Origin of the sequence: Rugamonas aquatica, assembly GCF_009380215.1 — a bacterium.
Lineage (GTDB): Bacteria > Pseudomonadota > Gammaproteobacteria > Burkholderiales > Burkholderiaceae_D > Rugamonas > Rugamonas aquatica_B.
On record NZ_WHUG01000003.1, the window covers coordinates 194,461 to 214,482 of the forward strand.

At 63.2% G+C, this 20,022-nt stretch carries 20 protein-coding genes; 8 read left to right on the forward strand and 12 right to left on the reverse strand.

Going from position 1 to position 20,022, the window contains the following annotated elements; all coding sequences use genetic code 11:
• Positions 1-182 precede the first annotated feature (182 nt).
• Positions 183-1,568 carry a deoxyguanosinetriphosphate triphosphohydrolase gene (locus GEV02_RS08915; RefSeq protein ID WP_217433120.1) on the forward strand — a complete coding sequence of 462 codons (1,386 nt, stop codon included), beginning with the start codon at positions 183-185 and terminating at the stop codon, positions 1,566-1,568.
• 288 nt (positions 1,569-1,856) lie between these two features.
• Here GEV02_RS08915 and GEV02_RS08920 read toward each other — a convergent pair whose 3' ends face one another.
• From GEV02_RS08920 to yfcF, 5 genes are all read right to left on the reverse strand, one after another.
• On the reverse strand, positions 1,857-2,234 hold the full coding sequence (locus GEV02_RS08920) for a type II toxin-antitoxin system VapC family toxin (protein ID WP_328595762.1): 378 nt from the start codon (positions 2,232-2,234) through the stop codon (positions 1,857-1,859).
• Complete coding sequence (locus tag GEV02_RS08925; RefSeq protein WP_152837689.1) at positions 2,234-2,470, reverse strand: type II toxin-antitoxin system Phd/YefM family antitoxin; 237 nt, start codon at positions 2,468-2,470, stop codon at positions 2,234-2,236. The genes GEV02_RS08920 and GEV02_RS08925 overlap by 1 nt, the downstream gene beginning before the upstream one ends.
• Before the next feature lie 180 nt (positions 2,471-2,650).
• A complete protein-coding gene (gene lipA / locus GEV02_RS08930) occupies positions 2,651-3,637 on the reverse strand; it encodes a lipoyl synthase (protein ID WP_152808053.1) in 987 nt (328 codons plus the stop codon).
• 31 nt (positions 3,638-3,668) lie between these two features.
• Complete coding sequence (lipB, locus tag GEV02_RS08935) at positions 3,669-4,355, reverse strand: lipoyl(octanoyl) transferase LipB (protein WP_152837690.1); 687 nt, start codon at positions 4,353-4,355, stop codon at positions 3,669-3,671.
• Positions 4,356-4,398: 43 nt separating this feature from the next.
• Complete coding sequence (gene yfcF / locus GEV02_RS08940) at positions 4,399-5,034, reverse strand: glutathione transferase (RefSeq protein WP_152837691.1); 636 nt, start codon at positions 5,032-5,034, stop codon at positions 4,399-4,401.
• Between the two features lie 122 nt (positions 5,035-5,156).
• Here yfcF and gcvA point away from each other — a divergent pair, with 122 nt between their 5' ends.
• Positions 5,157-6,056, forward strand: a complete 900-nt coding sequence (gcvA, locus tag GEV02_RS08945) for a transcriptional regulator GcvA (RefSeq protein ID WP_152837692.1) — start codon at positions 5,157-5,159, stop codon at positions 6,054-6,056.
• 93 nt (positions 6,057-6,149) lie between these two features.
• On the opposite strand, the gene GEV02_RS08950 is transcribed toward gcvA, so the two are convergent.
• The 4 genes from GEV02_RS08950 to GEV02_RS08965 all read right to left on the reverse strand — a co-directional run bounded on the left by GEV02_RS08950 (position 6,150) and on the right by GEV02_RS08965 (position 8,919).
• Complete coding sequence (locus GEV02_RS08950; protein ID WP_152808050.1) at positions 6,150-6,425, reverse strand: DUF493 family protein; 276 nt, start codon at positions 6,423-6,425, stop codon at positions 6,150-6,152.
• A gap of 79 nt (positions 6,426-6,504) precedes the next feature.
• Positions 6,505-7,317: a coiled-coil domain-containing protein gene (locus tag GEV02_RS08955; protein ID WP_070267979.1), complete on the reverse strand. Its 813-nt coding sequence runs from the start codon at positions 7,315-7,317 to the stop codon at positions 6,505-6,507.
• A gap of 26 nt (positions 7,318-7,343) precedes the next feature.
• A complete protein-coding gene (locus GEV02_RS08960) occupies positions 7,344-8,129 on the reverse strand; it encodes a DUF2491 family protein (protein WP_152837693.1) in 786 nt (261 codons plus the stop codon).
• A 1-nt stretch (position 8,130) separates the two neighbouring features.
• Positions 8,131-8,919, reverse strand: a complete 789-nt coding sequence (locus GEV02_RS08965; RefSeq protein WP_152837694.1) for a flagellar biosynthesis protein FlhF — start codon at positions 8,917-8,919, stop codon at positions 8,131-8,133.
• Between the two features lie 86 nt (positions 8,920-9,005).
• Between GEV02_RS08965 and GEV02_RS08970 the strand changes: the two genes are divergently transcribed.
• Complete coding sequence (locus GEV02_RS08970) at positions 9,006-9,491, forward strand: phage regulatory CII family protein (protein WP_152837695.1); 486 nt, start codon at positions 9,006-9,008, stop codon at positions 9,489-9,491.
• A gap of 93 nt (positions 9,492-9,584) precedes the next feature.
• Here the strand turns inward: GEV02_RS08970 and GEV02_RS08975 are convergent, their stop codons facing one another.
• Both GEV02_RS08975 and GEV02_RS08980 read right to left on the reverse strand, forming a co-directional pair.
• Positions 9,585-11,585, reverse strand: a complete 2,001-nt coding sequence (locus GEV02_RS08975; protein ID WP_152837696.1) for a DUF6600 domain-containing protein — start codon at positions 11,583-11,585, stop codon at positions 9,585-9,587.
• Between the two features lie 89 nt (positions 11,586-11,674).
• Positions 11,675-12,316: a LysE family transporter gene (locus GEV02_RS08980; RefSeq protein WP_152837697.1), complete on the reverse strand. Its 642-nt coding sequence runs from the start codon at positions 12,314-12,316 to the stop codon at positions 11,675-11,677.
• A 155-nt stretch (positions 12,317-12,471) separates the two neighbouring features.
• Here GEV02_RS08980 and GEV02_RS08985 point away from each other — a divergent pair, with 155 nt between their 5' ends.
• The 3 genes from GEV02_RS08985 (at position 12,472) to GEV02_RS08995 (ending at position 16,040) form a co-directional block, all read left to right on the forward strand.
• Positions 12,472-13,404 carry a DUF808 domain-containing protein gene (locus tag GEV02_RS08985; RefSeq protein ID WP_152837698.1) on the forward strand — a complete coding sequence of 311 codons (933 nt, stop codon included), beginning with the start codon at positions 12,472-12,474 and terminating at the stop codon, positions 13,402-13,404.
• 63 nt (positions 13,405-13,467) lie between these two features.
• Entirely contained in the window at positions 13,468-13,902 is a 435-nt protein-coding gene (gene yiaA, locus GEV02_RS08990) for an inner membrane protein YiaA (protein ID WP_152837699.1), read from the forward strand.
• Between the two features lie 65 nt (positions 13,903-13,967).
• Positions 13,968-16,040, forward strand: coding sequence for an EAL domain-containing protein (locus GEV02_RS08995; protein WP_152837700.1), 2,073 nt, complete (start codon positions 13,968-13,970; stop codon positions 16,038-16,040).
• Here the strand turns inward: GEV02_RS08995 and GEV02_RS09000 are convergent.
• Positions 16,037-16,834 (reverse strand): glutamate racemase, encoded by a 798-nt coding sequence (locus GEV02_RS09000; RefSeq protein WP_152837701.1) that lies wholly within the window; start codon positions 16,832-16,834, stop codon positions 16,037-16,039. The genes GEV02_RS08995 and GEV02_RS09000 overlap by 4 nt on opposite strands.
• 135 nt (positions 16,835-16,969) lie before the next feature.
• Between GEV02_RS09000 and GEV02_RS09005 the strand changes: the two genes are divergently transcribed.
• Positions 16,970-18,607 (forward strand): methyl-accepting chemotaxis protein, encoded by a 1,638-nt coding sequence (locus GEV02_RS09005; RefSeq protein ID WP_152837702.1) that lies wholly within the window; start codon positions 16,970-16,972, stop codon positions 18,605-18,607.
• Positions 18,604-20,022 (forward strand): oxygen-independent coproporphyrinogen III oxidase, encoded by a 1,419-nt coding sequence (gene hemN, locus GEV02_RS09010; RefSeq protein ID WP_152837703.1) that lies wholly within the window; start codon positions 18,604-18,606, stop codon positions 20,020-20,022. The genes GEV02_RS09005 and hemN overlap by 4 nt, the downstream gene beginning before the upstream one ends.

Genomic DNA, 20,022 nt, shown 5'->3' on the forward strand with positions numbered 1-20,022 from the left:
AAGCAAACTTTTTAAAACTAATTATCAAAAATGCACCATTAATTATTATCAACATATTAACTTAATGCTTGAAAAGCATCTCCGCGCCGCGTATATTGGTTAGATTTCCAAGAAGAAAAATCTGTAGACTATTTATCAGGATCATGCCATGTGAATAGATTTAGCCAAAAAGGAGAGACGAATTGAATAATAAAAAAGCAATGATGTCATGGGAAAATTTACTTAACTCTGAACGACTAGGACATCGTCCTTCCAAAATCGAAGGAGGACGCTCCCCATTTAATTCAGATCATGACAAAGTCATATTTTCAGGCTCATTTCGACGATTGGCTAGAAAAACTCAGGTCCATCCGCTCGCTACAAACGATCATGTTCATAACCGTCTCACGCATAGCCTAGAAGTGGCAAGTGTTGGAAGAACACTTGGAATTGCTGTAGGCGATGCGTTGAAGAAAAAAGGCAGCTTACCGAGCGCTATCACTCCCGCAGACGTTGGCGACATAGTTCAAACTGCTTGCTTAGCTCATGACATCGGCAATCCACCATTCGGTCATACTGGGGAGGAAGCGATTCGTCATTGGTTCAAGAGTACAGAAGCTGCTCCCTTTATTAACGGGCTAAACCCGGATCAAATTTGTGATCTGCAAAATTTCGAAGGAAATGCGCAGGGATTTCGAGTTTTAACATGCTCAGAGTTTCATCCGTATGAAGGTGGTTTGCGGCTTACATATGCCTCATTAGCAGCATTCATCAAATATCCTTGGACATCCGTTCCAGCCGTTGGAAACCGTCGCCCGAAAACCAATAAATATGGCGTCTTTCAGGCAGATTTAGATTATTTCAGAGAGGTCGCAAATGCAACCGGTCTAATTAGTAAAAGTAGCGATGACTGGTTTTGTCGACACCCTCTAGTTCATCTAATGGAACTTGCCGATGATTTTTGTTATGCCCTTCTAGATCTTGAAGATGGGATGGATATGGGAATACTTTCCTGGGAGGAAGTTTTTGAAGTATTGAAACCCGTGCTTGATCAAACAAAACTTCAAGATCTAGAGAAAGAGCTAGCTCGATTTAAGCCTGGGCGGCGCCCCCCTTTGATTCGCGGAAAAGTGATCTCGGCATTTGTTGATAGTGCCGTTAAGGCTTTTGTTGAAAATGAGGAAGCTATCCTCGCCGGGCAACACGAAGAAATCTTGTCATTGTGTGATGATAAAATTTCCACATGTGTGAGGGCAGCAAAGAACTTAGCTAAGACGAAAATATTCTCACACCCCAGAAAAATTGAATTAGAAATAGGCGCATATACCACGATCTCAACTCTAATGGAAGTTTTGTGCCACGCTGCTGTTGAACATGTAACCGGAAACGATCAAAGCTACAGATCTTCGCGAGTACTTGATTTAGTAGGAAAAAACACCTTCCATCCAGCAGTTGCTAATTCAGGTGCAAATCAAGGAGATCGCAGATATCTTGCATTGATGCGGATTGTGGATTTTGTGAGCGGAATGACTGACAACTATGCTACACACCTAGCAAGGCAATTTAGCGGTATGGGGGAGGTAAGATGAATACAGATATCCACGCTCTCTAATCGGTTGGCGCTAAGTGTTTGGGAATTTCATAGTCGAGAGGCCGCCGGATGCTATATTCATCCGGCTCTTTTAGTTGCTTGTGACTAAAGCTCCTAGACAAGAGAATGCAGTTTTCGACTCCCTCTTATAACGTCGACTTTTTCTTGGGTACTTCCGAACCGCTATCGATACAAATCAGGATGAGGTCACAGTATTGCCACATCGGGTCTTGGGAGCTGCAAAATTTTGTGGAAACCCTGCCGGTTAACTTGGGTGTCTTAGGAGCTAAACTATTTCGACAAGTTCCGAATAGTCCGCCAGAACACGGTCGGCGGTCAACAGTTTCATGGATTCGCACATGGCTTGAGCGACTAGCATGCGGTCGAACGGGTCGCGGTGAATGCCGGGCAAGTGCCGCACGCGAGCGGCGTGTATATGCGAAATTTTCAGTTCCAGCATTCCGGCATATGTAATTTCACTCGCAAGCTGACTCATATCGATCGTTAGCTTGCCGGAACCATTTTTGATCGCGATTTCCCAGATTGACACGCTGCTGACAAAGACTTCCCGCGAGGCGCCAATCCGAGCCCGTGCAGGTTTGGACAATTTTCGACTACCTTGCAAGCACCAGAGCAGGATGTGTGTGTCAAGCAGCAGCCGCACTATTTTCCCTCGAACGCAGCTTGAATATCGTCGGGGAGGGGTGCGTCAAAATCGTCGGCGATCCAGATTTTGCCTTTCATCGTCCCAAACTTCACTCTCGTGGACGGCTTGGCAATAGCGACCAGCTGGGCAACCGGGTGTCCGTCCTTGGCCAGGACGACTTCTTTTCCATTGGCGGCATCATCGATCAATGCCGCAAGTCGAGCTTTGGCATCATTGATATCAATCGTTGGCATATGAATCTCCCGCTCGGAAAGCTTCAGTTTAGGTCTGAAGCAGAAGATGACAAGCCGAACAAGCTACGTCGTTCTGATATGGCTCAACGCTGCTCTGATCAATGCAACGGATGCCATCAATCGAAATAAAAAAAGCAAGCCGTCTTGCGAGGGCTTGCTTCTCTTGGTGCTGCTGAGTTTTTAGCCGGCGGCCAGCACGTTATGCGCCTGCTCGTCCGCGTGGTACGAGCTGCGGACCATGGCGCCGACGGCGGCGTGCTTGAAGCCCATTTTGTAGGCTTCGGCTTCGAACATCTTGAACACGTCCGGGTGCACGTAGCGGCGCACCGGCAGGTGGCTGTTCGACGGCGCCAGATACTGGCCGATGGTCAGCATGTCGATGTTGTGCTCGCGCATATCGCGCATCACTTGCAGGATCTCTTCGTCGGTCTCGCCCAGGCCGACCATGATGCCGGACTTGGTCTTCACCTCTGGATACAGCTCCTTGAATTCCTTCAGCAGCTGCAGCGAGTGCATGTAGTCCGAACCCGGACGCGCTTCCTTGTACAGGCGCGGCACGGTTTCCAGGTTGTGGTTCATCACGTCCGGCAGGCCATCCTTGAAGATGTCCAGCGCCTTTTGCAGGCGGCCGCGGAAGTCCGGCACCAGCACTTCGATCTGGGTCTTCGGCGACAGCGCGCGGGTGTTCTGGATGCACTCGACGAAGTGGCCGGCGCCGCCGTCACGCAAGTCGTCGCGGTCAACTGAGGTGATTACCACGTAGCTCAGGCGCAGCTCGGCGATGGTCTTCGACAGGTTGAACGGCTCTTCCTTGTCCAGCGGATCCGGGCGGCCGTGGCCGACGTCGCAGAACGGGCAGCGGCGGGTGCACTTGTCGCCCATAATCATGAAGGTGGCCGTGCCCTTACCGAAGCATTCGCCGATGTTAGGGCAGCTCGCTTCTTCGCACACGGTCACCAGCTTGTTCTCGCGCAGGATGTCCTTGATCTCGTAGAAGCGGGTCGAGGCCGACGCCGCCTTGACGCGTATCCACTCCGGCTTTTTCAGACGCTCGACCTGTTCGATCGGCACGATCTTGATCGGGATGCGCGCGGTCTTGCTGGCGCCTTTTTGCTTTTCGCTCGGGTTGTAAGCCGGGGCAACGCTGGTAGTGGTTTCAGAAGTCATTTGGCTGCGTGCCCTCGCGGGCAAAGTTTGGTTATTCGTGTACTGCTGGTTCGGCAACATGCGCCAGGACGCGGATCAACTCCTCGGCCAGCTGCTGTTGCACGTCGGACAACTGTGCGGTCGCGCCGACGGTGCGCATGTCGACTGTTTCCAGTCCGGCATAGCCGCAGGGGTTAATCCAGGAAAACGGGGCCAGATCCATCGCCACATTCAGCGACAGCCCATGATAGGTACAACCGTTGCCGCGCACTTTGAGGCCGAGCGCGGCGATCTTGGCGCCTTGCTTGGGCCCGCCGGCCATGTAGATGCCGGGCGCCCCTTCAACGCGCTCACCGGCGAGATTATACGCCCCTAACACGTTGATGATCGCCTGCTCGATTTTATGGACGAATTGCCGGGCATACAGCTTGCCGCCCGGCTTGTTGCGGCGCAGGTCCATCAGCATGTAGATCACCACCTGGCCGGGGCCGTGGTAGGTGACTTCGCCGCCGCGGTCGGTCTGCACCACCGGGATGGCGGACGCGCCGGCCAGCAGGTGGCCGCGGTCGGCGCCCAGGCCCAGCGTGAAGACGGGCGGATGCTCGACGATCCACAGTTCGTCGCGGGTGTCCGGCGTGCGCGCGTCGGTGAAGGCGCGCATCGCGGCGAAGGTGCTGTCGTAGTCGGCGCGGCCCAGGTGGCGTATCAGCGCCGGCTCGCTAAGGGTAGGGAACGTCATGCCGACATTATAAATCAGCCCGCCAATCGGGGCTGCGGCGGGCTTAGCCGGGCTGGTGGCGCGCCAGCCATTGCTGGATCGACGGCCGCTGCCATTGGCCGGCGGCGTAGTCCTTCAGCTTCTGCGGCACCTCGTCGCCGTTGAGGATCAGCCGGTTCAGCATCACGGTCAGGTCGACGTCGGCGAGCGACCACTCGCCGAACAGGTTGGCGCCCCGCACCAGCTTGCCGGCGGCGTGCAGCAGCTTGTCGGCGGCGGCCTGGCCGGCCTCGCTCAGCGGCTGGCAAGCTTTACCAAAAAACACTGTTTCCGTATCCCGTTCGACGCGCAGCTGCACCATATCGCTGCGCAGCCAGGCCTGCACCTGCCGCGCCTGGGCGCGCTGGCGGCGGTCCTTCGGATACAGCGCGATGTATTCCGGCGCCGGAAAGCTCTCTTCCAGATATTCGGTAATCGCCGTCGATTCAGTCAGCACGAACGGGGTGGCGCCGCCATCCTCCACCAAGGCCGGCACGCGGGCGGTCAGCGCGCGGTCGCGGTAGGCGCCCAGTTTTTGCTGGCCGGCCTCCAGATCCACGGTCTGCATGGCAAACGGCAGGCGTTTTTCGGTCAGGGCCACGAAGGCGGACAGGGCGTATGGGCTGGTGAAAAGGCTATCGACGTACAGCGTGAATGGCATGGCGGCTCCCCTTGGTGTAGATTTATTCACATGGTAAGCCTTGCCGTAGCGCCTGTATAACGTTATATTTTCGTGATTCTTGCTAATTTTATTCACATAGTTATCCACAGCATGCCGACCTGATGAGCGCCAGCCGACGCCTGCCCAATTTTTCCGCACTGCGCGCCTTCGAGGCGGCGGCCCGCCACGAGAACTTTTCTCGGGCGGCGGAAGAGTTGCATCTGACGCACGGGGCGATCAGCCATCAGGTGCGCGCTTTGGAGCAGGAATTGGGCCGGGAACTGTTCGTGCGCAATGGCCGGCAGGTGAAAATAACTAGCGATGCGCTGAAATTTGCCCAGTTTTTAGGCAAGTCCTTCGCCGACATCACCGCCGCGGCGGACGCCATGCGGGCCGCCAGCGTCAACCGGCGGCTGACGATTTCATCGATTCCATCGTTCGCCGCGCGCTGGCTGGCGCCCCGGCTGGGCCGGTTTATCGACCGTTATCCCGATATCGAGGTGGTGCTGCAATCGAGCGGCCAGCTGCAAGACCTGGCGCGCGACGGCATCGATGTCGGCATCCGTTTCGGACGCGGCAACTATCCGGGGCTGGTGGTGCAGCGCTTGATGGGGGATGTGTATTATCCGGTAGTGAGTCCCCACTACCGTGGCGGACAGCGACCGGCCACGCCGCAGGACTTGCGCCGGCACACGCTGCTGCGCTCGGTGGAGCCGTGGTCGCCGTGGCTGCACGCGGCCGGGGTCGATATGGCCGAGCCGTCCGGCGGCCTGATGTTCGAGGATTTGTCGATGCTGATACGTTGCGCCGCCGACGGCAACGGCGTGGCGCTGGTGCGCCATGTGGTGGCGATGCAGGAGATCGCCTCCGGGCAGCTGCTGCGGCTGTTCGATACCGCCACGCCGTGCCCGGACGAGTATTTCTTCGTGTCGCCGCCCGGAGCGGCCGGCAAGCCGCAGGTGCAGGCCTTCCGCGACTGGCTGCTGGAGGAGATTGCCGCCTTCCAGCGCCAGCAAGCCTGATCGTCGTCATTCCCGCGCAGGCGGGAATCCATGCCGCGCCACCAGGCATGCGGCGTATGGGTTCCCGCCTGCGCGGGAACGACGGTCCTTTTATTACATGACGATTTTGACCATCGGGTGGGCCGACAGTTCGGCATACAGCGCGTCGAGCTGCTCGCGGCTGATGGCGCGCACGATCACGGTCAGGCCGGTGTAGTTGCCCTTGGCCGAAGGCCGCACTTCCATCTTGCCTTCATGAAAATCCTTGTCGTGCTTCTGCACCACCAGCACGATGGTCGGGGCGAAATCGATATGAGTCGGGCCCATCACCTTGATCGGGAAGTCGCTCGGGTACTCGATGAGGGACTCTGACGGCGGGATCGCTTGCATATTCATTCCAATCAAAAAAGAAAACCGGCGGCGTCAACGCGACGCCACCGGCCTCTATTGTAGCCAATTCAGCGCAGGCTTATGCTTTGCCCAGCGCCAGGGTGGCCGTTTCCGCCGGCGCGGCCAGCTGCGCCGGCTGCTGGCCGGACAGGCGCTGCAAGCGCGCCAGCGCCGATTCGTTGGCGATGGCCGGCTGGCTGACCGACTTGCGGATCGCCTCCAGTTCGGCCGCCTGCTCGTACGGACGCTGGCCGATGTCGGTGACGATCTTCAGGCCGGCCGCCTCGTTGCTGATGGCCTGGGCGCGGCGGGTCAGCGCGTTCAAGGCGCTGGAGTTGCCCCGCATGCCCGACAGGCCGGCCAGCTGGGCCTGGCGTTCGGCGCGCAGGTTCTGCAGGTCTTGCTGGGCGCGGGCCGAGGCCAGCGCCTGCATCGCCTTCTTGGCCGCCGAATCGAAATCGGCCAGCTGCTTGGACAGCGCATCGACGATGGTTTGCAGTTCGTCCATGTACTGGCGGGCGTCGGCTTCCTCCTGCAATTCCTGCGGCATGCGCGCCTTGTTCGCTTCCAGCTCGTCGCAGAACAGGGTGATGGTCGCTTCCGAGATCTTGCCGGCGGCCAGGCGGTCGCCCAGCGTGCCGGCCGCCTGCTCGTCGGTGGCGATCAGCTGGCGCAGCTTGACCACGTCGTCCGCCTCTTTCTGGAAGGAGCTGCGGGCGGCGGCCAGTTTCTGCGCGGTCTGGCGCAGGCTGTCGGCCAGACGGTCGCGGTCGGCCTCGGTGGCCGTTTCCGGATCAAAATTGGCGATCGCTTCGGAAACACGGTCGCCCAGCGCGCCAAAATGTTTGGAAATCAAGCGCGCGGTCAAACCCCAGCCATTCAAGTTGCTCATGTCAGTCTTCCTTTTCAAGTTGCGCATCATTGGATAACGATGCGTTGCTGCTCAACCGGGATGCCAATGACGAAGTCGACATGGATCCCGCGTTTTGATGCATCGCCGTTCACGCTGTTGATGATTTCAGTCGTGATCAGCAGATATTCCTTGCCGCCGCCGCGCAATTCCCGCACATACGGCATGAAGTACATTTCCTGGCGCAGGCCGGTGCGGCCGCTGCTGTCGTCCAGCCGGGTCTCGGTGCCCGAGAACGGCTTGACGAACTCGGCTTGCGGATCGCCGGCGTCGCGCCAGTAGTCGACACCGTCGCGGTCGCCGAACACCAGTGTCAGGTCGGCCTCGTCCAGTCCCACATCGCCCAGCTGCTCACGCCACAGCGTGTAGCTGCGGTCGCCCAGGCCGGCGCCTGCCAGGCCCATGTAGGCTTCCTGGTCTTCCGCCGTTTCCGGGATCACTCGGGCCAGTTGGGTGCAGTACATCAGCTCGGCCACCTGGCCCTGGGCGTTCTGGTACACCTGCAAAAACCGCTCCTTCGTGTCGCGCTCGCCGGTGTCCAGGTAGTAGCGGTACAGGCCGCCGCTCTGCTGCAAGCGGATTTGCGACACCGCCACGATGCACGGGTCGCCCTCGTCCGGCAGCGCGATCAGCGAACCGTCGCCGGCGGCGCGCAGCAGCGGCGACTGCTGCAACTGCATCACGCTGCCGATGCGCGCACCGAGCGGCAAATCGCGGTCCGTGCGCGGCGCCTCGGCTCCGCCCAGCTTGGCAGCGCCATTGCGCAGGTAGTTGTATGCGTCCGACCAGCCCATCTCAATTCCTTTCAAATGAATAATTTGTTGCGTTGCCCGCCCGCAGACGGCGCAGCTTGCGCACCGTGTACACCACCGCCCAGCCCATCGCGCCCAGCACGCCCAGCCAGACCATCCAGCGCGCCACGCTGGCCAGGAAGGATGGCGCCGGTGGGGCGGCCGGGACCGGAGCGCCCAGTCCCGGCATACCGTTAATCATGCCGGCCTGCGCTTCGCCGCTGGTGCTTGCGGTCGTGGTTCCGGTCGCCGGCGCGGTCGTGGTCGGGTAGGACACCGGCTGATGGCTCTGGCTCATCGCTCGTCCCAGCATGAAGCCCAGCACGCCGTGCATCAGGCCATTGCTCGGCTGCTGCACGATGACCGGTGCCTGCTGGTACACCGGCGGCGCTTGATACCCCGGCGCCTGGTATGCCGGGGCCGGCTGCTGCCGCGCCGGCGTATCGTTGAGCGGCGGTGGCGGCGGCACGGCGGCGGCGTTGCGGCGCGCATCCAGCGTCCTCATCGCATTGGCCTGGGCGGCGCTCTGGTCGAGGTCGCGCGAGGCGGCCGAGGTGTTGCGCGGCGTGGCCGAGGCCGGCGAGCCGGGCGCCTTGCCGAAAGCGCCGGGACCGCTCTGGCGGCCGGCCGGCGGCGCCGTCGGCTGGCTCCTGGCGTTGTTCTTTTGTGAAGAAAATCCACTTTTGTACGACGACGATGTGCCAGAATGCGAAGACGTGCGGGCGTCGGCGTAGGCAGTGTTCCCCAGCGCAAGGCACAAACTCAATAACAGGGCAGAATGAAAGAACTTCATGATGTCGTTTCGCAAAGAAGTTGAATGAAAATCAGCATAGCGCCGCGCGTCGGCGACTGCATCGGTAATAAAAGGCTCGCTTCACCATGACACGCAAATACCTGGACATGAATCAACACGACGCCCTCTACAAAGTGGCGCGCAGCTACCCCGGCGGCATCGACGCGCTGGCGCAGGCGATGGGCATCTCGGTCAACGTCCTGCGCAACAAGCTGGCGCCGACCATCGCTTCGCATTACCCGTCGTTCGAGGAAGTCTCGGCGGTGGTCGACCTGTGCCACCGGGCCGGCGTGGCCGACGCCCACCTGCCGCTGCACGCGCTGCTGGTGCGACACGGCATGGCCGCCTTCGTGGTGCCGACGCCGGACAACATCGGCGACGACGACCTGTCGCAAACCGTGTGCAAGGTGATGAGCCAGGTGGGTGCGGTGGCGGAGGCGGTATCGACCGCGCTGCTGGACGGCAAGGTGACGGCGGCCGAGGCCGACCTGATCGAACGCGAGTTCCAGGGCGCGCTGTCGGCGCTGGGCGAATGGCGGGCGCGGCTGCGCCTGAAGGCGGAGCAGGGCTGAGCCGCCGGGCAAAAAAAAACCAGCCCGGAGGCTGGCTAAAACTATTCTCTGATCGGAAATCTGGAAAATAGTTAGGGCAAAAGAGGTGAGCTGCTAATTGCGATTCTGGTTGTGGTTGTCGCCACGGTCGCGGGCTTCTTCCTTGCGGCGCTCCTGTTGCTTGTCGTGGCCGCTGTCGCGGTTCGGTTGCGGTTGCGGTTGCGGCTGAGCCTGCGGCGCGACCACTGCGCGGGGTGGCTGCGGCTGGACCGGCTGCGGACGCGGTTGTTGCACCGGCTGCGGTTGTTGCACCGGCTGCGGTTGCTGCGCCTGCTGCGGTTGCTGCGCCTGCTGCGGTTGCTGAATCTGGCGCCGCTCCTCCTGCTGACGATACTGGCGGCGGCCGTCGTCGCGGTCGCGGCTGTCGCGCTCGTAACGCTCGCGGTCATTGCGGTCGCGCCCCGCCGGGAATGGCGTCGGCACGGCCGGAGCCGCCACCGGCGCCGCCGTGATCGGCGGATTCGGCTGCTGGATGTTCGGCGTCACCGAGATCACCGGATTGGCTTGCTGGATATGCGGCGCCGGCATCACCGGCTGGTTCGGCAGCTGGTTCAGTGGCTGGCCCGGACGGCCATGCGGCCGCAGGTCGATGCGTACATCGCCCGGCTGGATGGTCTGCGGCGGCGCGTCGGGACGGCCGAACTGGCCCGGCGCCAGCGTCGATATCTGCGGACGGCCCGGCTGCTGCGGCGTCGTCACCGGCTGCGGCACCGACGGCGCGGTCAGCACCCGGCCCGGGCGGTCAGTGCGGTCCGGGCGGCCATCATGGTCGCGGTCTTGCCAGCCGCGGCGGTTGGTGTCCAGCGCGCGGGCGATAGCCGGCTGCGGCGGCGCCACCGTCGCGGCGGTCGCCGCCACGCCGGGCGCCGGTATCACTTGCGGACCACGCGGCACCTGCACGCTGCGGTGGCGGCCTTCGAACTGGTCACGCGGCAGCACGGTCAAGCCGTCGCGGCGATGATCGACCTGGCCAGGCGGCAAAGTGCGCGGCTCGAACGGCTTGCCGTTGTGGGTCCAGATCAGGCGCCGTTCCTGCTCGGACGACACCCGGTAAGTCGGCACATAACGCTCGCGCGGCGACAGCGGGAACCAGCCCAGCCCCGGCCGGTGATCGCGCGAGAAACCATCGCCGCCGACCCAGCCCACCAGCGCCGGCGCCCACACCGGACGCCCGGCAGGCCGCCCCGGCGCCCAGCACCAGCGGCGGTTGACCACCACCCAGCGGCCGTAATGCGAAGGCGCATAACCCCACGGCGCATTGTCGACCCAGGTCCAACCCCACGGCGCCAGCCAGATCCAGCGGCCGTCGCGATAGGGCGCCCAGTCGACCGCGACATTGCGCGGCGTCCACAGCGCGCCGTACTCGACGTTGTCGGTCCAGCTGCCGTTGCGGTCCAGTTCTTCATAGCCGGTGATGCCGCTGGAAACAAAACGCGTGCTCACCACCACCTCGGCGGCGCGGTCGCGCTCGTCGGACCAGATATCGAAGCCGTCGCGCCGGGCCACGCTGGTGTTGACATCGGCGCTGCCGACATCGACATGGCGGCCGGGGCCGACCGTCAGCGACGAGCCCGCGCCGTCCACCCGCGCGCTGCCGGCCAGCACGCTGACCTGGCTGGTGTCGGCCACGCGCTCGACATCCACCCGCAGCAGGCCCGGTTCCAGCAAGGTGATGCGCGCCTGCGGCGTGCTCAATTCGAAGTCGCGCAGCAGCTCGGGGCTGCGCACGCGGATGCTGATGCTGCCGTAATTCAGGCGCAGCCGCAGCAGGTCGTCATCCATGTCGGTGATTTCCAGGTCGGAATCGCCGTCGAGCCGTACCGCCGTCGAGCCGACGCGGAATTCGGTGCGGGCGCCGCTGGCCGTGGTCAGGTGGCTGGCGCCGGTGACCGGCCAGTTCAGCGAGGCGGCCACCGGCTCGTCGTCGCCGACCAGCGTGACCTGGCCCTGCACCGCCGAAATGCGGCCCACCATGGCGGGCGGGTCGGCCAGCGCATAGGCGCTGACGCCGACCAGCGCGGCCAACATGATGAAATGAATAAACTTGCGGCCCATGGCGACGTCTCCTTGTTGTATTCCCAATGTAACGCCGTGGCGGCGGATACGCCTACCGGGGTAACGCCCTGTTACAAATCCGCTATCTTTCAGGCACTGGCGCCGCCCCGCTTGACGAAGAACAGCGCCGCGCCGACCGCCATCAGCAGGCCGCCGAACACCCGGTTCTGCTTCTTGACGGCGCTGGCGTCGCGGAAATAGCGCTGCATCGACGACGCCAGGAAGGCGTAGCTGTGCATCACCACCAGGTCGATGCAGCACATGGTGGCGGCCAGGATCAGCAATTGCGGCAGCAGCGGCGAGCCCTGGGTGATGAACTGCGGCAGCACCGCCACCATGAAGATGATGCCCTTGGGATTGGTGGCGTTGGTCAGGAAGCCGGTCAGGAAGCGTTTGCGGGCGGTCGGCACCACCAACTCCGCCCGGTCCTGGCTGGCGCCGACGCTAACCTTGGCGCGCCACTGGCTCAGGCCAAGGTAGATCAGGTACAGCGCGCCCACCGTCTTGACGATGTTGAACGCCACCTCCGACGCCAGCAGCAGCGAGCCGACGCCCGCGCCGGCGATGCAGAAAATCAGCATCAAGCCGGTCTGCAGGCCGAAGATGGTGGCGCTGGTGCGGCGCACGCCGTACGACAGGCCGTGCGACATCGACAGCACCGCGCCCGAGCCGGGCGAAACGGCGATGATGCAGGCGGCGATGAAAAAGGTGATCCAGGTGGCGAAGCTCATAGTTATCCCGTGCGGTCAGCCGCAGCACCGTGCTGCGGGGCAAAGTACATTGTAGCGGTGCTTGCGTCTCGCCGCCCGGCGCGTCATCGGTTAATATTGCCTATCAACTAAGGAACCCTCATGACCCAGCCACACTTCCCCTCGGAGCAGCACTGATGGCCGGCACCAGCCTGCTGGCGCTGATCGATGACATCGCCACCATCCTCGACGACGTCGCCCTGATGAGCAAGATGGCGGCCAAAAAAACCGCCGGCGTGCTGGGCGACGATCTGGCCCTGAACGCCCAGCAAGTGGCCGGCGTGCGCGCCGAGCGCGAGCTGCCGGTGGTGTGGGCGGTGGCGCTCGGCTCGCTGAAGAACAAAGCCATCCTGGTGCCGGCGGCGCTGGCGATCAGCGCCTTCGCACCTTGGGCCATCACGCCGCTGCTGATGGCCGGCGGCCTCTACCTGTGCTTCGAAGGCTTCGAGAAAATCACCCACACCCTGCTGCACCGCGAGGAAGCCGACCAGCACCTGGGCGAGCTGGCCGACGCCGTCAGCGATCCCGACGTCGACCTGGTGGCGCTGGAAAAGGACAAGATCAAGGGCGCCATCCGCACCGACTTCATCCTGTCGGCCGAGATCATCGTCATCGCCCTCGGCACGGTGGCCGGCGCGCCCTTCCTGCAACAGGTGACGGTGGTGGTCGGCATCGCGCTGGTGATGACGGTGGGCGTGTACGGCATCGTGGCCGGCATCGTCAAGATGGACGATGCCGGGCTCTACCTGAGCCAGCGCGGCGGCAGCGCCGTGCGCGCGCTGGGCCGGGTGCTGCTGGCGGCCGCACCCAAGCTGATGAAGCTGCTGTCGGTGGTCGGCACGGCCGCCATGTTCATGGTCGGCGGCGGCATCCTGATGCACGGCCTGCCCGGCACGCACGAGCTGGTCCACCACGCGGTCGAGGCGGTCGCCACGGTGCCGGTGCTGGGCCCGCTGCTGGCCTGGGCCACGCCGGCCGCGCTGGACGCGGTGGCAGGCGTGGTCGCCGGCGCGCTGGCGCTGGCCGTGGTCATGCTGGGAGGAAAACTGTTGCGTCTAGTCAAAAAATAAAGCTGTTATTTTTGCTATCATTCTGCGGGTGGCGCTCCGCCACCTTTTCTGAAAGGAATACCGATGGCCCTTCCTGCCCAACAAGGCCCAACCGGCGCCTTCATCGCCGCCTCCTGGGTCGCCCTGATCGCCGGCGCGCTGACCTACCTGATCGGCCTGTGGAACGCCGGCATGCAGCTGAATGAAAAAGGCTATTACTTCACCCTGCTGATGTACGGCCTGTTCGCCGCCGTCTCGCTGCAGAAATCGGTGCGCGACCGCAGCGAGGCCATCCCGGTCAGCGGCCTGTATTTCAGCCTGTGCTGGGTATCGGTGCTGCTGGCGGTCGGCCTGCTGGGCGTGGGCCTGTTCAACGCCAACCTGGCGCCCAGCGAAAAAGGCTTTTACGCGATGGCTTTCGTGCTCAGCCTGTTTGCCGCCGTGGCAGTGCAGAAAAATGTGCGCGACATCGCCGCCATCAAGGGCAAGGACCACGCCGGTAACGGCGAAGCCGGCTAGCTTTCGCACAAAATTCAGGGAACTCCCGGCCTCCTTCGCGCTCCAATGGCGTGGGAGGTAACAGCATGGAGCACCTGCAGCGACATTTGCGCATGGCGCTGGACGCCGCGCGCATGACGATCTGGGATTCGGAACTGAGAAACGGCCGTGTCGTCGAGAGCACGGTCAAATGGTTTGGCGCCGGGGCTACCTTGCTGGGCCTGCCCTTCGGCGACCTGAAGCAACCGTTTTCCATTTTTCTTCAATACGTTTGCCCGGAAGACCGCGACCAGCTGCTCGACACCATGCAGACCGCGGTCGACAACCGCGGCAGCTATGAAGTCGAGTACCGCGTGGTCTGGCCCGACCACAGCCGGCACTGGCTGGCCGCCAAGGCCCTGGTATTTTGCAATGGCGACGAGCCCGCCCAACCGCTCGGCACGCTGGGCGTGGTCTGGGACATCACCGAACGCAAGACCAGCGAGCAAACCACCGCCCGCCAGCGCGAACTGGCCGCCGTCACGCTGCGTTCGATCGGCGAGGGCGTCATCACCACCAACGCCCGCGGCGAAACCGACTACCTGAACTACATCGCCGAACAGCTCACCGGCTGGACCCACGAGGAAGCGCACGGGCTGCACATCGCCAGCACGCTGAAGCTGGTCGACGACGCCGGCGAGGCGATCCCGGAACACGTGGCGCTGCAATGCCTGCGGCTGCGGCAGGCGATCGGCATGTCGTCGCAAAACCAGATGGTCACGCGCGACGGCCGCCACGTGGCGGTCGAGGAGTCGGCCGCGCCGATCTGGTCCGACGACGGCGAGCTGCTGGGCGCGGTGGTGGTGTTCCGCGATGTCAGCCACGAACGCAAGCTGACCAAGCAGCTGTCGTGGAACGCCAGCCACGACACGCTCACCGGCCTCATCAACCGGCGCGAATTCGAAGTGCAGATCGCCGACGCGCTGCACAGCGCCAAGGAAGACGGCCACGTGCACGCGCTGCTGTACATGGACCTGGACCAGTTCAAGATCGTCAACGACACCTGCGGCCACAGCGCCGGCGACCTGCTGCTGCAACTGCTGTCCAAGATGCTGCAAACGCAGATGCGCGACAGCGACATCCTGGCCCGCCTCGGCGGCGACGAGCTGGGCGTGCTGCTGCCGCACTGCCCGCCGGACCAGGCGCTGCTGATCGCCGACATGCTGCGGCAGTCGGTCAAGAACTTCCGCTTCGTGTGGGACGACCACACCTTCGAGCTGGGCGTGAGCATCGGCCTGGTTGAGGTCAACCACCACAGCAAATCGATGACCGAGCTGCTGATGGCCGCCGACCAGGCCTGCTACCTGGCCAAGGAACGCGGCCGCAACCGCGTGCACCTGTACCAGGAATCGGACCTGCGGCTGGCGCGGCGGCAGGGCGAGATGCAGTGGGTGTCGCGCCTGAACGAAGCCTTCGAGCACCAGTATTTCCGGCTGTACGCCCAGCCCATCGTGCGCCTCGGCCAGCAGGACGAGGAGGCGCACGACGAAGTGCTGATCCGCATCCAGCCGGCCCAGGGCGACCTGATCCTGCCCGGCGCCTTCATCCCCGCCGCCGAGCGCTACGACATGATGACGGCCATCGACCGCTGGGTGATACGCGCCGTCTGCCGCCACGTGCAAAGCCTGGGCGCGCATCCGGCGCAGTACTCGGTCAACCTGTCCGGCACCTCGCTGGGCGACGAGGGCTTGCACGACTACATCGTCCAGCAGTTCTCCGAACACGGCATCGCGCCGTCGCAGATCTGCTTTGAAATCACCGAGACGGCGGTGATCGCCAACCTGGTCAAGGCGCAGGACTTCATGGCCGGGCTGAAGGCGCTGGGCTGCCGCTTTTCGCTGGACGATTTCGGCAGCGGCCTGTCGTCGTTCGCCTACCTGCGGGCGCTGCCGGTGGACTTCCTCAAGATCGACGGCGTGTTCATCCGCGACATCGCCACCAACGCCATCAACCGCGCCATGGTCAAGGCCATCAACGAGGTCGGCCACGTGATGGGGCTCAGCACCGTGGCCGAATACGTCGAGGACGAGCCGACGCTGGCCGTGGTGCGCGAACTGGGCCTGGACTACGCCCAGGGCTACGCGGTCGGCACGCTGCGGCCGCTCAGCGCCGGCGCCTAGTCCGCAGCCAGCTCGACCAGCTCGGCCTGCAGCGGCGTGCCCAGCGCGCGCAGCGCCGTGTTGAAGTCGTCCAGACTCAGTTCGGCGCTGGCGGTGGCCACGCAGCGCGTGCGGCCGCCGCCGGCCGAGGTATGCGGCGCCAGCTCCTGCAACACGCCGTCGGCAGGATCGAGGAACTGCACATCCGGCGCCGCCGTCTCGAAGAAGGGCTTGAGCCACGGCAGGTGGGTGGACGACATCGTCATCACATCGACCTGCGGATGGGCGGCGCGCAGCTCGGCGATGAAGCCGCTGACCGCGTCCTGGGTTTGCTGCGGCCTGTGGACAAAGGCGAAGTTTTCCACAAGGTCCACCAGCGCCGAGGCATTCACCAGCAGCACCTCGCCCTCGCCGCGATGGGCGTCGGCATAGGCCTGCATGGCCGCGCTGCCCACCATCGAGCGCACGCCCAGCACCGCCACCTTGCCGCTGGCCGAACGCCGCACCGCCTCCGCCACCGGCGGGAAGATGCCGATCACCGGCACCGCAGCCGCCGCCCGCAGCGGCTCCAGCACCACCACGCTGGGCGCGTTGGACGCCAGCACCACCGCCACGCAACCCTGCGCCTGCAGGAAGGCGGTAGCACGTTGCACCGACTCCAGCAACTGCTGCGGCGTCTTGGCGCCATAGGGGAAACTGGCGCGGTCGGCGAAATACACGATGTCCTGCGCGGGGAAGGCCGCGCGCACGCGCTCGACGATGGCATAACTGCCGATGCCGGCGTCAAAGATGCCGACAGCTTGTTGAAGTTCCATGATTTTCCTTAGCTACCCCAATCCGGGGAATTTTGATCTACATCAATAAAATTGCGGGTCGGACTCCGTAAACTGGACACATCAATTGCGATAGAGCAATACACGGCCAAGCCGGCCCAACTGTGGAGTCCCGAAATGCGCAACAACCAGCCCGTTACCAACCGTGAAGTCGAAGTCCTGGACGACCAGGCCATCGTTTCCAAGACTGACTTAAATGGCAACATTGTCTACGTAAATCCCTACTTCACGCAAATCAGCGGCTACAGCGAGGCGGAACTGCTGGGCGCACCGCAAAACATCGTGCGCCATCCGGACATGCCGGTCGAAGCCTTTGCCGACCTGTGGAGCTCGATCAAGGGCGGCACGCCGTGGACCGGCATCGTCAAGAACCGCTGCAAGAACGGCGACCACTACTGGGTGCGCGCCAACATCACGCCGATCCGCGACAACGGCAAGACCACCGGCTACATGTCGGTGCGGGTCAAGGCCGACCGCCAGCAGATCGCCAAGGCCGAACAAGCCTACCGCGCGATCCGCGAAGGCGGCCGCCATGGCATCCGCATCAAGAACGGCCAGGTGATCCAGGCCGGCGCCGGTTCGCTGATGTCGCGCCTGAGCCATGTGTCGCTGGCCATGCGCATCTGGCTGGCCACCAGCGTGGTCAACGTGCTGCAGGTGATCGTCTGCGCCGCCGCGCTGATGAGCGGCGGCGCCAACAACTACCCGATCTTCTTCGCCACCTTCTTCGGCCTGCTGATTAACGTCTTCCTGTGGTACACGCTGCGGGTGTCGGTGCTGCAGCCGCTGGGCCGCGCATTGCAAGGCGCGCGCGCCATCGCCGCCGGCGACCTGTCCGGCTCCTTCGACACCGAGGCCACCGATGAAGTAGGCCAGCTGCTGCGCGCGCTGCAGCAAATGAACAGCAACCTGATCGCCACCATCCGCGATGTTCGCATCAATGTCGAGACCATGGCCGTGGCCACGCGCCAGATCGCCGCCGGCAACGCCGACCTGTCCGGCCGCACCGAGGCGCAGGCCGCAAGCCTGGAGGAAACCGCATCCAGCGTCGAACAGTTCTCGTCCACCGTCAAGCAGAACGCCGACAACTCGGCGCAAGCCAACCAGTTGGCGCAGAACGCTTCCAGCGTCGCGGTGCAGGGCGGCGAGATCGTCGCCGACGTCATCGCCACCATGGACGAGATCAACGCCTCGTCGCGCAAGATCGTCGACATCATCGGCCTGATCGAAGGCATCGCCTTCCAGACTAACATCCTGGCGCTGAACGCCGCCGTCGAAGCGGCGCGTGCCGGCGAACAGGGCCGCGGCTTCGCCGTGGTGGCGGGCGAGGTGCGCAACCTGGCCCAGCGCAGCGCCACCGCCGCCAAGGACATCAAGAACCTGATCGATGTCTCGGTCGGCAAGGTCAGCGCCGGCATGGTGCAGGTCGACCGCGCCGGCGCCACGATGAAGGAAGTGGTGGCCTCGGTGCAGCAGGTCACGGCCATCATGCACGAAATCTCGGTCGCCTCGCACGAGCAGAGCATCGGCGTCGACCAGGTCAACGCCGCCATCGCCCACATGGACCAGGTCACGCAGCAGAACGCCGCGCTGGTCGAGGAAGCGGCCGCCGCCACCGCCAGCCTGGCGCTGGAAGCGGGCGGCCTGACGCAGGCGGTCAGCCTGTTCAAGTTCGGCAGCACCAACCCCGGCGCCGGCGCGCGCAAGCCGCGCCCACTGCGTAGCGCCGCCCCCATGAAACGTCTGGCAGCATGAACATGAATACCGCTTTCCCCGCCGTGGAATTCGACGCCGAGATCATCGGAAAACTGAGCCAGTCCGGCCCGCGCTACACGTCCTATCCGACCGCCGACCGCTTCCAGCAGGACTTCGGCTATGGCCAGTTCCTGGAGGCGGTGGCCGGCCTGCGCATGCGCCGCAGCCAGCGGCCCTTGTCGCTGTACGTGCACATTCCGTTCTGCGACACCATCTGCTACTACTGCGGCTGCAACAAGATCGTCACCAAGGACCACAGCAAGGCCGCCACCTACCTCGGCTACCTGAAGCAGGAGATCGACATGCAGGGCCGCCTGTTCGCCGGCATGGGCCAGATCGAACAGCTGCACTTCGGCGGCGGCACGCCGACCTACCTGAGCGACCGCCAGATGGGCGACCTGATGGCGCACCTGCACGAGAACTTCAGCTTCGTGCCGGACGCGCAGGGCGAATATTCGATCGAGATCGATCCGCGCACCGTCAGCGTCGACCGCGTGTACTCGCTGCGCGCGCAAGGCTTCAACCGCATCAGCCTGGGCGTGCAGGACTTCGATCCCGAGGTGCAAAAGGCCGTCAACCGCATCCAGCCGGAAGCGGAAACCCGCGCCGTGATGGACGCCGCGCGCGCCGCCGGCTTCCGCTCGATCAGCATCGACTTGATCTACGGTCTGCCCAAGCAAACCATGGCCAGCATGGAGCAGACGCTGGACAAGGTGATAGACGCCGATCCCGACCGCATCGCGCTGTACAACTACGCCCATCTGCCTCACCTGTTCAAACCGCAGCGCCGCATCGCCGACGCCGACCTGCCGACGGCCGCCGTCAAGCTCGACCTGCTGGCGCTGTGCATACGCCGCCTGTGCGCGGCCGGCTATGTCTACATCGGCATGGACCATTTCGCCAAGCCGGACGACGAGCTGGCGGTGGCGCAGCGCCAGGGCCGCTTGCAGCGCAACTTCCAGGGCTATTCGACGCGCGCCGAGGCGGACTTGATTTCGTGCGGCGTGTCGGCCATCAGCGCGGTCGGCGCCACCTACAGCCAGAACGAGAAAACGCTGGAAGCCTATTACGAAAAACTCGACGACGGCAAGCTGCCGGTCACGCGCGGCATCAAGCTCGATACCGACGACCTGCTGCGGCGCATCGTGATTCAAAAACTGATGTGCAATTTCGAATTGTCGATCTCGTCGATCGAACAGGCGTATCCGATCCGCTTCCCGCTGTACTTCGCGGCCGAGCTGGAAAAGCTCAAGGCCTTCGAGGACGACGGCCTGCTGCAGATCGATCCGCAATGGATCAGCGTGACGCCGAAAGGCCGTCTGCTGATACGCAATATCTGCATGGTGTTCGACCGCTACCTGAGCATGCCGCGCGTCGACGGCCCGCAGCCGCTGCGCTACTCGAAAACGATATGA

Bases quoted from the DNA above. Each gene is read 5' to 3' on its own strand.
- GEV02_RS08925 (WP_152837689.1), bottom strand. From the start codon at position 2,470: ATGCCAACGATTGATATCAATGATGCCAAAGCTCGACTTGCGGCATTG.
- lipA (WP_152808053.1), bottom strand. From the start codon at position 3,637: ATGACTTCTGAAACCACTACCAGCGTTGCCCCGGCTTACAACCCGAGC.
- lipB (WP_152837690.1), bottom strand. From the start codon at position 4,355: ATGACGTTCCCTACCCTTAGCGAGCCGGCGCTGATACGCCACCTGGGC.
- yfcF (WP_152837691.1), bottom strand. From the start codon at position 5,034: ATGCCATTCACGCTGTACGTCGATAGCCTTTTCACCAGCCCATACGCC.
- gcvA (WP_152837692.1), top strand. From the start codon at position 5,157: ATGAGCGCCAGCCGACGCCTGCCCAATTTTTCCGCACTGCGCGCCTTC.
- GEV02_RS08950 (WP_152808050.1), bottom strand. From the start codon at position 6,425: ATGCAAGCGATCCCGCCGTCAGAGTCCCTCATCGAGTACCCGAGCGAC.
- GEV02_RS08955 (WP_070267979.1), bottom strand. From the start codon at position 7,317: ATGAGCAACTTGAATGGCTGGGGTTTGACCGCGCGCTTGATTTCCAAA.
- GEV02_RS08960 (WP_152837693.1), bottom strand. From the start codon at position 8,129: ATGGGCTGGTCGGACGCATACAACTACCTGCGCAATGGCGCTGCCAAG.
- GEV02_RS08965 (WP_152837694.1), bottom strand. From the start codon at position 8,919: ATGAAGTTCTTTCATTCTGCCCTGTTATTGAGTTTGTGCCTTGCGCTG.
- GEV02_RS08970 (WP_152837695.1), top strand. From the start codon at position 9,006: ATGACACGCAAATACCTGGACATGAATCAACACGACGCCCTCTACAAA.
- GEV02_RS08975 (WP_152837696.1), bottom strand. From the start codon at position 11,585: ATGGGCCGCAAGTTTATTCATTTCATCATGTTGGCCGCGCTGGTCGGC.
- GEV02_RS08980 (WP_152837697.1), bottom strand. From the start codon at position 12,316: ATGAGCTTCGCCACCTGGATCACCTTTTTCATCGCCGCCTGCATCATC.
- GEV02_RS08985 (WP_152837698.1), top strand. From the start codon at position 12,472: ATGGCCGGCACCAGCCTGCTGGCGCTGATCGATGACATCGCCACCATC.
- yiaA (WP_152837699.1), top strand. From the start codon at position 13,468: ATGGCCCTTCCTGCCCAACAAGGCCCAACCGGCGCCTTCATCGCCGCC.
- GEV02_RS08995 (WP_152837700.1), top strand. From the start codon at position 13,968: ATGGAGCACCTGCAGCGACATTTGCGCATGGCGCTGGACGCCGCGCGC.
- GEV02_RS09000 (WP_152837701.1), bottom strand. From the start codon at position 16,834: ATGGAACTTCAACAAGCTGTCGGCATCTTTGACGCCGGCATCGGCAGT.
- GEV02_RS09005 (WP_152837702.1), top strand. From the start codon at position 16,970: ATGCGCAACAACCAGCCCGTTACCAACCGTGAAGTCGAAGTCCTGGAC.
- hemN (WP_152837703.1), top strand. From the start codon at position 18,604: ATGAACATGAATACCGCTTTCCCCGCCGTGGAATTCGACGCCGAGATC.